Raw genomic sequence first — 11,843 nt, 5'->3', positions numbered from 1 at the left:
CGAAGCAGGATTTGAATCTCATGGCGAAACATCCACTTTTTGCATCGGCGGCAATGGTGTTGTTCCTCGGATCGTTCGCGCATGGCGACGATACGATCCGGCTGCGTCCCAGCGGCACAGCCAAAGGAACGATCAGCCTGATGACGCCGACCGAAGTCTCGCTCGACATGGCCGCCGGCCAGAAGAAACAGATCGCGGTCAACGATATCGATTCGATCACCTACGAAGGCGAATCTCCGGAATTGAAGTTGGCACGCAGCGAGATCTCGAACGCCAACTACGAAGGAGCGCTCAAGTCGATCGACAAGATCGATCCGGCCAAGGTCACGCGCCCTGAAATCAAGCAAGACATTCAGTTTTACCGTGCTCTCTGCCATGCACGACTGGCGCTAGCGGGCTCGGGGGACGTGCCCAAGGCCGGTAGCGAGATGCGCGCCTTCGTCAAAGAGAATCCGACGAACTATCACATTCTGCTGGCGACCGAGACCCTAGGCGACTTGTTCGCGGCCATTGGCCGGCCCGAACTGGCGCTCGAGCAATATGCCACGATCGAGCGAGCGCCCTGGCCCGAGTACAAGATGCGTGGCGGCGTCGCCAAGGGACGCGTCCTGATCGCGCAGAAGAAATTCCCCGAGGCGCTCACCGCATTCGACAACGTGCTAAAGCTGGCTGGCGACGATAAGGGAGCGGCCAGTCTGCGGCTGGCCGCGCAACTTGGCAAGGCAAACTGCCTGGCAGCCACCGGCGAGTCCGCGGCCGCGATCGAGCAGGTGCAGACCGTGATCGATAATGCCGAGCCTGAGGATACCGACCTGAACGCTCGTGCCTATCTGACGCTGGGCAATTGTTATCGTCAAAAAGAGGGGGGCACGAAGGACGCCTTATTGGCATACCTGCACGTAGATCTGCTCTATCCTGGCAATCGCGAGGCGCATGCCGAGGCACTTTCGAACCTGGCGCGTCTTTGGAATGAATTAGGCAAGCCGGAACGCGCCTTGCAAGCCACGCAACTGCTGAAGGATCGCTACGCCAGCAGCGTATGGGCCAAGCAATAACCGTCGCACATGCAACACGCGCTGAGTTTTTAGGTCGCTTTGCTGCTGCTAGGCACGCGGATGGAATTGTCGATGCACGGCCTTCAGACGGGTCGGATCGACGTGCGTGTAGATCTGCGTCGTGGCGATGCTCGCATGACCGAGCATTTCTTGCACCTGCCGCAGGTCGGCGCCGCCAGCCAGAACGTGTGTGGCGAATGTATGCCGCAGCGTGTGCGGACTCACGGTTTCCGGAGCTCCGGCCGCCACGGCGTACCGCTTGACGAGTTCCCAGATGCGTTCGCGACGAAGCTGCTGACCGCGGCGCGAAAGCAATAGCCACGGTGGCGGCAGAATCGAGAGCGACGCCAACGTCGGGCGTTCGTGTTCCAGGTATTGTCGTACGGCTTCGATCGCACGACGCCCCAGCGGAACCAACCGCTGCTTGTCCCCCTTGCCATGGCACAGACAGTGCCCATCGTCCAGGTGCATGTCGCGCAATTGCATGCCGGACATTTCCGAGGCCCGACAGCCACTGGCGTAGAGTAGTTCGAGTAGCGCTCGATCGCGCCGCCAACACGGTTGCCCAGCGATCGGTCCTTCGAGCATCCGGTCGATGATAGTCGGTCCCAGAACTTCCGGGACGCGCTGCCATAACTTCTGGCTACCGAGAAGCTCGGCTAGGTTATCGGTCAGCGCTCCCTCTAGTTGCAGATAGCGAAAGAACAGCTTCAGCGACACTAGGTGCCGTGCCAGCGAAGCCGGCGCCAGTTGCCGGTCATGCAGCCAACCGGCGTATTCGGCCAGCTCCTTGATCGTGAGTTTGGGAATGGCTCGTTTGCCCAACCATTCGTAGAAGCGGCGCAAGTCGCGCCGATAAGCCATGACGGAATTGGCCGCCAAGTGGCACTCGCTCTGCAGGTAGCCGGTGAACGCATCGATCCAGGGATCGTCGAGCGGCGACGAACCGCGGGCGGCCGCTGCCAGCAGCTTTCGTTTCGACGGTGCCATTCCCACCTCCGGTGCCGTGCCCACGCTCCGTTGGTATGCGTGCGCAATTAAAGCCCAAACTGCCTAACACATCGGTGCCGTTTCAAGGCAGGATTGCGTCTCTCAATCGTTTCGGAATGCGTTTGCCACCGGCTGAACCTGGCGTCGATTCGCCGGCCTGATCGATTGGCAATTTGTTGTTGCCATTTGGCATAACCGGCGCAGATGCTACGCTTTGCCTGACAGGGCAGGTTTTGCCCGGTCGCCGGAGACTTTCCGGCATTTGCCCCGCAGTGAACGGTCCCGATTTCCTTCCCGAGGATGACGGCGTGAGGATACTAGTAACCGGAGGAGCCGGCTATATCGGCAGCCATGCGTGCCGTTTGCTATCGCGTGCCGGCCACGAAGTGTGGTGCTACGACAATCTTTCGCGCGGCCATCGGCAGGCGGCGCTGGCCGGGCGAGTGATCGAAGGCGAGGTGGCCGACCAGAACAAGGTCGAGGCCACGCTGCGCGAGCATCGCATTGACGCGGTAATGCATTTTGCCGCGTTCGCACTGGTGGGTGAATCGGTCGCCGAACCGCACAAGTATTACCAGAATAATGTCGTGGCCAGCCTGGCGCTGCTCGAAGCCATGCGCGCTGCCGACGTCAAACGCATCGTCTTCTCCAGCACGACGGCCACTTACGGCGTGCCGGACCGGGTTCCCATCACCGAGGATACCCCGCAACGCCCCATCAATCCCTATGGATTCAGCAAGCTGGTGATCGAGCGTGCGTTGCTCGATTATGCCCACGCCTATGATTTTGCGTTCGCGGCCTTGCGCTATTTCAACGCCGCCGGGGCCAGCCCCGATGGCGACCTGGGCGAGGTCGATCGGTCGCAGTCGCGATTAATCCCGCTGGTCTTACAAGTGGCGCTTGGGCAGCGCGAAGCGATCACGATCTTCGGCGACGATTATCCGACGCCGGACGGCACCTGCATCCGCGACTACATTCATGTCGACGACCTGGCCTCGGCCCATCTGCAAGCGCTCGAGCGATTGACTCCCGGCCGTGGATTGCTGCTGAACCTGGGGACCGGACGCGGCCACAGCGTGCGTCAGGTCGTCGATGTCTGCCGGCGCGTTTCCGGCCGCGAAATTCCGGTGCGTCTAGCGCCGCGTCGTCCCGGCGACCCGGCCGAACTCGTGGCCGACGCGTCCCTGGCGCGGCGCGTGCTCGATTGGCAGCCACGTTATCCGGAGCTCGAGCAAATCGTCGAGACGGCCTGGCGATGGCACAGCGCACATCCGCAGGGATTCAATTCGTCACGCTAAGTGGCACGTCGTGTCGTTCGTGTAATTGCGGTTGCGACGATTCACCAGCTAACGAGCAGCGCGCCTCGGTGAATTCGCGTGGTTTTTTCTTGACGCACGTTCCCGGCCGTCACAAAATGCGATGCTCTCGCGGCGGGCCCTAGGGTGTTCGGGCATGCGGTCGCCGCGTCGGGTTGCCACGCCGATTTCTCTTTTTGCTCGCTACGGCCGGGGGGCCGCGCAAATGAAACCACGCACCGGGCCTGTCTTCGCGCTTTGCGTTCTGTTCGCCATCAACATGATGAACTTCTTCGACCGCAACATTCTCGGCGCGGTCGGAGAGTTGGTTCGCAAAGAATGGGGGCTGAGCGACACGGCTCTCGGTTGGCTGGGAACAACGTTCCTGGTGCTGTACGCCGCGATTGGCGTCCCCTTGGGGCGATTGGCCGATCGTGGCAACCGGTCGATGATTCTCGCCGGCGGCGTTTTTGTGTGGAGCATACTCACGGCCGCCTCGGGCATGGCCCGAAGCTTTTGGCAGATGGCCGGACTGCGGCTGGCCGTCGGCGTCGGCGAGGCGACGTGCGCTCCGGCTTCTTCCTCGTTGATCGGTGACCTGTTTCCCGCCACGCATCGCGCCCGGGCGCTGGCGGTGTTCATGCTCGGCCTACCGCTGGGCACCGCGGCTTGTTACGCCGTGAGCGGCACCGTGGCCCAGAAGTTCGGTTGGCAATCGGCTTTCTACGTCGCGATTGTGCCCGGCATGCTGTGTGCGATCGGCGCGTTTTTCATCCGTGAGCCGCTGCGCGGCGCCAGCGAGAAGCACAACATCGGTACACGCAAACGTGAAGGGTCGCCTTACTGGCTGGTGTTATCGACGCCGACGATGCGCTGGATCATCGCCTCGGGCGCCTTGCACAACTTCAACATGTATATCATCGGCGGCTTTCTGACGATTTTCATGATGCGCTATCACGGTCGTAGCGTGGCCCAGGCCGGTCAAACCGTGATGCTCGTGTACGGTTTGGCGGGGGTGCCGGGCCTGTTTCTTGGAGGGTTCCTGGGGGACAAGTTGATTCACTCGCGCAAGAACGGACGTTTGTTGGTCGCGGCCGTGGCGCTCGCGTTCTCGGTGCCGCTATTGTTCTTTGCCTTCGGACGTCCGGCCGGGGACGTCCTGGGATTTAGCGCTTTGTTCTTTGGCGGCTGCGGCTTGATGTACACCTATTACTCGACGGTCTATTCCACGGTGCAGGATGTCATCGAGCCCTCGCTGCGTGGCACCGCGATGGCGCTCTATTTCGCTGCTATGTACGCACTGGGGGGAATGTTCGGTCCGCCCGTCTTTGGCGCCGTGAGCGATTACTGCACGCATCGGGCGGCGATCGAAGCAGGTGCCAATCTCGACGATTTGCGCGGACCGGAATTGCAGACAGCGCTCGAACCGTACAAGGCGGCCGGCGTTCGCGGCGCCATGTACCTGCTGCCGGCGGTGAATCTGGCCCTGGCGGCCGTGCTGTTTGCCGGCACGCGCACCGTGGCCGCGGATGCGCAGAAGCTGCAGGATTGGATGCGCGACGCCACGGCCGATGACGAGCCAGCGCCTTACGACGCTCGTCCGGGCAATGAAGTGTCGCGAGCGCGCTGAGGCGTCGGCGCGGATGCTAACGGTCAGATACTTGCGTGAGCTAGGATCGCCGCAGCGAAACTAGACCAGTCCCTTGCGCACCGCCCACACCGCGGCTTGCGTGCGATCCGAGACGCCGAGCTTGCGCAGGATGTGCTGCACGTGCTCCTTCACCGTCTCGTAGCTGATCTGCAACGATTGCGCGATCTCCTTGTTGGTCAGCCCATAGCTGAGCTGGCGGAGCACTTCGCTTTCGCGTTGCGTTAGCGGGACGTCGATGTCCGAAGCCAAGCGTGGCGTGGCCAGGGCGCCGGTCACGCGACGCAATTCGTCGCGCGTCCAGGCATTCTCCCCCTTGGCCACCGTGTGAATCGCGGTTAGCAAGTCATCTCGGCTGGCGCCTTTCGACACATAACCGTTCGCACCCAGCGCGACGGCCCGCGCGACGTACGTCGGATTGTCATAGGTCGAGAACACGAGAACCGGCAACTGCGGGCGGTCGAGCTTGAGACGGCTGAGCGCGTTCAAGCCATCGCCATCTGGCATGCGAATATCCAGCAGCACGACGTCAGGATTCAATTCCTGAGCCAGACGAATACATTCGCCGCCGGTGGAAGCTTCGCCAACTACTTCGATGTCTGTGGTAGCAACCAGGCTCTTGAGACCTGTACGGACGACAAGATGGTCGTCGGCAATGAGCAATCGAATAGACATGCGTTCCGTTCTGCGCGGGAGGAATCCAGAAGGAAAAGGCGGTAGTCGTCAATCAGCCGGAGCCGCCCGAACCGCTGGCTCACCCGACCGTCTGGGAGAGTGAGACCCCTCCATCCGGAAAGAGCAATCCGTCGCAAGCTGACCCGTTCAAGTATAGCACCGGGTGCCCCCCCTTTTGACCCCCCTCCGATTGCGGCTGGTCATTTTTCGCCCATGACCCTGCAGCAGATCAGCGCAAGTCTCGTAGAGGTAGCGGTTTACTTGCTCTCGCGACGAGGCCAAGAATTTTCTTACAAGCGATCCTGACACTTAGAAAGGAGCGTCAGCATTCAATCCGGGTTCGTTCCCCCCGCGAATGGCCATTGTCGGGATCGCGCACTCCAAATCAAGAAAACCACACCCCCCGCGGCCGTTACCAGCATGCCTAGCAGAGCCTCTTGCTTGTACCAAGGGTTACTGATTTGTCCGATTAATTTCGAGCCGAAGATGAACGACCAACCGGCAAACGCGATCCAGCACGGCACCGGATATAGCCACATGCGGAACGGCATTCGACCGGCGTGCGTGCGGCGGTAGTACATTAACCCGGCGTTCTGCCCGAGAAATTGCACCAGAATGCGACAGGCCAGGATGGCATTGATGACGTCTTCCAGCGTCCACAGGCTGGCAATCATCGTGATCACACCCACGACCAGCAACGAACGATCGGGGAATTTCTGTATGGGATGCAGATGATTGAAGAACGAAAAAAATGTTCCGTCGCGTGCCGCGGCATACGGAATGCGAGAATAGCCAAGGAACATAGCGAAGATCGACGCAAAGGCGGTGAGCGCGACGAAGATCGTGATCACGCTCGCAGCGCCCGGTCCGTACAGCTTCTCGACAAACGTCGTGGCCACGGTGTCACCCACCTCGCGCCAGGGAATGACGCCGATGAAGCTGATGTTCATTGTCATATAGATCGCGGCTACAGCAATCACCGAAATCATGATCGAGCGGGGAATATTGCGCTCGGGATGCTGCACTTCGTCGCCGATGTAGCAGACGTCGTAATAGCCGAGATAGTCGTACATGGCGATGCCCATCGCCGTGCCCAGCCCGAACAGAAACTTTCCGTCGACGTGAAAGGCATTCTCCGGAAAGGGAAAGATCAAGCTCTTGTCAAAGTGCATCAGCCCGCTGACGATCATGAACAGCACCGTGCCGAGCATAGCCACCCAGAGGAACAACGTCAGTCGTCCGATGGCCGAGATGCGCCGATAGAGAAGCGCCACCGCCAGCGCCGAAACGCCAAAGGCAATTGCACGTTCAGTGATGGCCTTGGTGGTCCACGGTTTGCTCGCCTGGCCCGCCGGTTGCACGTCCGGGTTGCCTTCGCCGGCAAGTTCCGACTCTCTGGCGGCCGGCGGATCACCGTCGATCCAGCCGAAGTGTACGAGCGGATAGGCCGCGTACTTACTCAAGCCGATCGCGCCGCTGGCGATTTCCAGAGGACCACTAAGCATGAATTGCCAGATGAACATGAAGGCCATGAAGCGGCCCCAGCGCTGCCGGCCGAAGCATTCGCGCAAGTAGAGATAGGTGCCCCCTGAGCCGGGCATGGCGGCCGAGAGCTCACTCCATACCATGCCATCGCAAATCGCGAGCAGAACGCCCACGATCCAGCCCAAGATCGCCTGTGGGCCCCCCATGGCGCCCAGGATCAGGTTCATCGTGATGAACGGCCCGATGCCGATCATGTTCGACATGTTGAGGGCCGTGGCCTTGGCCAGGCCGAAGTCGCGAATCATCTCCTCGGGGGGCGCTGCGTCGCTCGTCGGCAAACGATCCATGAATAGTCGTGTCCGAATCGCCTGACGACAGGCAGTGGGATGTTCTTCGCGAAATATCGAAATCAGGCCCACGCGGGCGTATTGAACAGTAACGAGCAGTCGGCGCGACCGCAAGCACGGCCATCCCGTTACCGGCGTGGCGGCAATGAGATCGTGGCAAAACAAAAAGCCGAAAGAAAATCACGAAATGAACGCTGCGGCGGCGAATGGCCGCAACGACATCCTAACGACCCGCGACGTTCGCCGTTTCCGGCATGGGACGCAGATAGGGGCTGATGCGTTCCAGCGTGCGCGGACCGATGCCGCGAACCCGGCGCAACTCCTGGTGGTCGGTGAATGGTCCTTCTTGCTCGCGCGATTCGACAATGCGTCGGGCCAGGGCTTCGCCAATGCCGGGAAGCTGCGAAAGTTCGGGCCAGCCCGCCGCGTTGACATCGACTTGAAATCGCGCCGTTTGCGCCGGCAGACGCTCGAATTCGACCAAACGGCCGCGCACGCCTCCCTGCGAAACCCACCACAGTCCCATGGCAACAAGCGCTACGCCGACAAGCCCTGCGACGGCCGCCTGATCGGCACGCCGTAATAGCCACTGGGGACCGGAGGGTTTTGCCTTAGGCGCCATGCGAAGTAGTCGTACTGCAAAGAAAGGGCGTGGTCGACGTTAGCGCGGCGCGCCGGCCTCGGCCATATCGCGCGCATAGCCATACTTATCGATATACGCGCGCCACCGTTTCGCGATCGCCTCGCGCAGCTCGGGCGCCAGCTCGCGATACTTGTTGGTCTCGTAGTTCTTGTTCGCGGCCGTGTATTGCTGCAAGGCTGGAAGAATTTCTTCGAATCCTCCCAAATCGAGTTTTTCGTAAACCTGCTTGATTCCGCCGATCGGGTCGGCCACAAGCTCTTCGTAGCGCATCTCGCAGAAGTTGCCGGAGGGGATCGACTCGCGATCGATCTCAAAGCGCTCGTACATGCGCGTGAAGTTCGCCAGCACGTATTCGTCCAGCCCCTCGAAGCGTGGCTTCTGCATCCCTTGCGTCGAATACAGTGTCTTCCACAGGTGTACGGTCGAGGGAAAGATCACGAACGGGTCGCGCACGATGTGGACGAACTTCGCGTTGGGAAACATCTCCAGCAGCACTTTTACGCGGCCGGTATGCGGGGGCGATTTCAGCACGATCCGCTGAGGCTGCGTCGTCCGTTTATCGATGTATTGCAGAAAACGTCGGAATATCTTCTTCCAGCGGTTCAGTGCCTCGGGCGGCACGTGCTCGAGCGTCCAGTATTCCTGGTCCTGCGGCGGCTCGTTCGGGAAGGCAATTGTCAGATAGGGGGACGGCAGCCCGAGATTGCACAGGGCGAACTCGTCTTCCTGAGGGCGATGCCAACCGGCGGCCATGTTGTCCATCGGCCGGCGCTCGGGAACCATATACGCTAGCAACTTCGTGCCGATCGATTCGGTAATGACGAAGTGGTTCGGCGCGAAACACTCGAACGTCGTCGGGTACGTATGACGCTTGTCGAGTACCAGCAACTCGTGCAACAACGTGGTGCCGGACCGCCAATGCCCCAAGATAAACAAGGGAGGGCAATTGAGATTTTTCTTGACGCTCCAGCCGACCAGGATCCATTGCCAAACTCGGTAAACCGAGTGAAACACGCTGAATGCGGTGACCATCGGCAGCATATACCACCACTGCCAGCCGAGTCGAAATCGATTTTTGAAAAGCAGCCGCATCCAGGCGGGGAAATTCATCCCATCCCAGAACATGGGCATCCATTCCCGCGCCTTTTTGGGTGGCTTGGCCGGCGCGGCATTGGTCGGGGGAACTTGCGTCATCATGTTTATGTTAGTGGCGCGAGCGGGGCGCGGCTGGCATATCCGGCGCGCCGCATTCTACGCGGGACGATGTTCGAGAAAGGCTTGGCAAATGCCCCCCCTATCGTAACGTTCACTGACCGAGATCGGCAAGCGTCTCGGATCGACGGAGTCGGCCTCTAAGGCAAATAAGGGTCGCCACTTAAGGCATTCCGCAGGGCATCGCAAAAGGTCGCAAATTCGATGAGGCCGATTGTTAAATCGCCCTAGACATTGGGGGGGCTTTTGTTTAATGTCCCCGCCCTTCACTTCTGCTTTTTTCAACCGTTTCCCAGAGACCCGCGAAAGCGGGTTGCATCTCGTGTCATCCCCTGGAACCAATCCAGGCACAGGCACCGACCGTGTGCTTGCGCGCCTGACCACATTGATCCTTCCGGCTGGCCTCGTTGCCAGTCTGTTGGTGATTCTCGTCCCGATGCCGCCGGCATTGATGGACCTGTTGCTGTCGGTGAACATCGCCGTGGCCGTGGTCATGCTGTTGACCACGGTATACGTCCGTTCGCCGCTTGAGTTCAGCGTTTTTCCGTCGTTATTGTTGGCAACGACTCTCGGTCGTCTGGTCCTGAATATCGCCACCACGCGCTTGATCCTGACCCGTGCCGATAGCTACGGCCTGGATGCGGCGGGGGGCGTGGTGCGATCGTTCGGCGAGTTCGTCGCCGGAGACCGGATTGCGGTCGGCCTGATCATCTTCTTGATCATCATCGTCATTCAGTTCGTGGTGATCACGAAGGGAGCGACTCGCATCAGCGAGGTTGCGGCGCGCTTCGCGCTCGACGGCATGCCAGGTCGCCAGATGGCGATCGACGCCGATCTGACCGCCGGCCTGATTGATCAGAAGCAAGCGCAGCGCCGTCGCGCCGATGTCGCGCGGCAGGCAGATTTCTTTGGCGCCATGGACGGTGCCAGCAAGTTCGTGCGCGGTGACGCCGTTGCCGGCATCGTGATCATTCTGGTCAACATCGTTGGCGGTCTTTTCGTTGGCGTCGTCGAGTCTGGCATGAATGTCGTCGAAGCCGCCTCGATTTTCAGCAAATTAACGATCGGCGATGGCCTGGTGACGCAGGTGCCGGCGCTATTGATCTCACTGGCCGCGGCTCTGCTAGTCACGCGCTCCAGCGAAGAGTCCGATTTGCCCGCCCAATTCGTGGGGCAACTGTTCTCGCGTCCCGAGGTGCTACTGGTTACGGCCGGGTTCCTGGGGTTGTTGACGTTCACGAGCTTGCCGTTTTTGCCGCTGTTGGCGATTGCCGGTGGTGCGTCAGCTTTGGCCTACGTGCTGACGCGTAATCGAAGGCGAGAGACCGAGGCCGCGGCCGTGCAGCAAGCCGCCGAGGTCAAGAAGGTGGAACCGCGTGTCGAGCAATACCTGGCGATCGACCCCCTGGAAATCGAAATCGGCATCGGCCTGATCCGGCTGGCCGACTCGAAACGAGGCGGCGATCTGCTACCGCGCGTGCAGCAAGTGCGACAACGCGTGGCCGCTGAGATCGGGATCGTGCTCCCCAAGGTAAGAATCCGTGACAATACGCGGCTCGATCAGAATCAATACCGCATCAAGCTGGCCGACATGGCCGTGGCCGACGGCCATATTCGCCCGACGCAACTTTTAGCGATCGAAACCGCGTCGGTGCTTGAACCAATCCCTGGCGCGGCCACACCAAGCACTGCTTTCGAGCGGCCAGGCGTCTGGATCGAGGCCGGACAACGCCGCCAGGCCGAGTCGCAGGGCTATGCCGTTCATGACCCGACCGGAGTGTTGACGGCACATCTCTCAGCGGTCGTTCACAAGCACGCCGAAGAACTGCTGACGCGCGACGCCACGCGTCATCTGCTGGATGAGCTGCGCGCGACTTCGCCGGCCGTGGTCGACGAGCTGGTACCGGGCGTTATGAAGCTGGCCGAGGTGCAACAAGTCCTGCACTTGCTGTTGCGAGAAGGACTACCGATTCGCAACCTGGGGTCGATTCTGGAATCGCTCGGCGATCATGCCTCGCGTACGTCCGATCCCCAAACTTTGGCCGAACATGCGCGGCAGAAGCTGTCCCGCACGATTTGCACCCGCTATCGCGACAGCGAACGCCGGCTGCACGTGCTGGCGCTCGACGCCGCGATCGAAGATCGCATTCGTGCCGCCTGTGAGAATACCGACGGCGGCCAGCTTATCCGCCTGTCGCCGGTCGCCGTCGAACGGCTGTGCCAGCAGATCGACGAACATCTTGAATCACTTACCCGCGAGCATCATCCGCCGGTGCTGCTGGTCAGCCCGCAGATTCGCGCGGCCGTCAAGGAAATCACGTCGGCCCGTTTACCGCACCTGGTCGTGCTGAGTTTCAACGAGATCACAACCGATACACGGGTCGATTGCGTTGCCGTCGTTGGTGATGCCGTCGCGGTCGCAGCTTAACTAGTCGACGCCCGATTAACTCCAATCTTCATCCTGGAAAATGTTCGTGGCAGACCACGGAATGA

9 protein-coding genes are annotated in these 11,843 nt (G+C 60.7%); 4 read left to right on the top strand and 5 right to left on the bottom strand.

Features of this window, described 5'->3' with window-relative positions; translation table 11 throughout:
• Nucleotides 1-20: 20 nt before the first annotated feature.
• Nucleotides 21-1,055: a tetratricopeptide repeat protein gene (locus VGN12_01630; GenBank protein ID HEY4308124.1), complete on the top strand. Its 1,035-nt coding sequence runs from the start codon at nucleotides 21-23 to the stop codon at nucleotides 1,053-1,055.
• Nucleotides 1,056-1,103: 48 nt separating this feature from the next.
• On the opposite strand, the gene VGN12_01625 is transcribed toward VGN12_01630, so the two are convergent.
• On the bottom strand, nucleotides 1,104-2,045 hold the full coding sequence (locus VGN12_01625) for a site-specific tyrosine recombinase (GenBank protein HEY4308123.1): 942 nt from the start codon (nucleotides 2,043-2,045) through the stop codon (nucleotides 1,104-1,106).
• A gap of 308 nt (nucleotides 2,046-2,353) precedes the next feature.
• Here VGN12_01625 and galE point away from each other — a divergent pair, with 308 nt between their 5' ends.
• Complete coding sequence (gene galE / locus VGN12_01620) at nucleotides 2,354-3,343, top strand: UDP-glucose 4-epimerase GalE (GenBank protein HEY4308122.1); 990 nt, start codon at nucleotides 2,354-2,356, stop codon at nucleotides 3,341-3,343.
• Nucleotides 3,344-3,566: 223 nt separating this feature from the next.
• A complete protein-coding gene (locus tag VGN12_01615) occupies nucleotides 3,567-4,970 on the top strand; it encodes an MFS transporter (protein ID HEY4308121.1) in 1,404 nt (467 codons plus the stop codon).
• 60 nt (nucleotides 4,971-5,030) lie between these two features.
• On the opposite strand, the gene VGN12_01610 is transcribed toward VGN12_01615, so the two are convergent.
• From VGN12_01610 to VGN12_01595, 4 genes are all read right to left on the bottom strand, one after another.
• Complete coding sequence (locus VGN12_01610; GenBank protein HEY4308120.1) at nucleotides 5,031-5,663, bottom strand: response regulator transcription factor; 633 nt, start codon at nucleotides 5,661-5,663, stop codon at nucleotides 5,031-5,033.
• 329 nt (nucleotides 5,664-5,992) lie between these two features.
• Nucleotides 5,993-7,495 (bottom strand): APC family permease, encoded by a 1,503-nt coding sequence (locus VGN12_01605; GenBank protein ID HEY4308119.1) that lies wholly within the window; start codon nucleotides 7,493-7,495, stop codon nucleotides 5,993-5,995.
• A gap of 223 nt (nucleotides 7,496-7,718) precedes the next feature.
• The gene (locus tag VGN12_01600) at nucleotides 7,719-8,117 is read right to left on the bottom strand and encodes a helix-hairpin-helix domain-containing protein (GenBank protein HEY4308118.1); all 399 of its coding nucleotides are present in this window, start codon (nucleotides 8,115-8,117) and stop codon (nucleotides 7,719-7,721) included.
• A 39-nt stretch (nucleotides 8,118-8,156) separates the two neighbouring features.
• Nucleotides 8,157-9,335 (bottom strand): sulfotransferase, encoded by a 1,179-nt coding sequence (locus tag VGN12_01595; GenBank protein ID HEY4308117.1) that lies wholly within the window; start codon nucleotides 9,333-9,335, stop codon nucleotides 8,157-8,159.
• A gap of 337 nt (nucleotides 9,336-9,672) precedes the next feature.
• Here VGN12_01595 and flhA point away from each other — a divergent pair, with 337 nt between their 5' ends.
• The gene (gene flhA / locus VGN12_01590) at nucleotides 9,673-11,778 is read left to right on the top strand and encodes a flagellar biosynthesis protein FlhA (protein HEY4308116.1); all 2,106 of its coding nucleotides are present in this window, start codon (nucleotides 9,673-9,675) and stop codon (nucleotides 11,776-11,778) included.
• Nucleotides 11,779-11,843: the final 65 nt, after the last annotated feature.

This window comes from Pirellulales bacterium, from assembly GCA_036499395.1.
Lineage (GTDB): Bacteria > Planctomycetota > Planctomycetia > Pirellulales > JACPPG01 > JACPPG01.
The sequence above is the reverse complement of the archived record's forward strand: the minus strand, read 5'-3'. Positions and strand labels throughout refer to the sequence as shown.

Excerpts from the sequence above, each read along its gene's own strand:
- VGN12_01595 (HEY4308117.1), bottom strand. The coding sequence starts at position 9,335 with ATGATGACGCAAGTTCCCCCGACCAATGCCGCGCCGGCCAAGCCACCC.
- VGN12_01625 (HEY4308123.1), bottom strand. The coding sequence starts at position 2,045 with ATGGCACCGTCGAAACGAAAGCTGCTGGCAGCGGCCGCCCGCGGTTCG.
- VGN12_01610 (HEY4308120.1), bottom strand. The coding sequence starts at position 5,663 with ATGTCTATTCGATTGCTCATTGCCGACGACCATCTTGTCGTCCGTACA.
- VGN12_01630 (HEY4308124.1), top strand. The coding sequence starts at position 21 with ATGGCGAAACATCCACTTTTTGCATCGGCGGCAATGGTGTTGTTCCTC.
- VGN12_01605 (HEY4308119.1), bottom strand. The coding sequence starts at position 7,495 with ATGGATCGTTTGCCGACGAGCGACGCAGCGCCCCCCGAGGAGATGATT.
- VGN12_01615 (HEY4308121.1), top strand. The coding sequence starts at position 3,567 with ATGAAACCACGCACCGGGCCTGTCTTCGCGCTTTGCGTTCTGTTCGCC.
- VGN12_01600 (HEY4308118.1), bottom strand. The coding sequence starts at position 8,117 with ATGGCGCCTAAGGCAAAACCCTCCGGTCCCCAGTGGCTATTACGGCGT.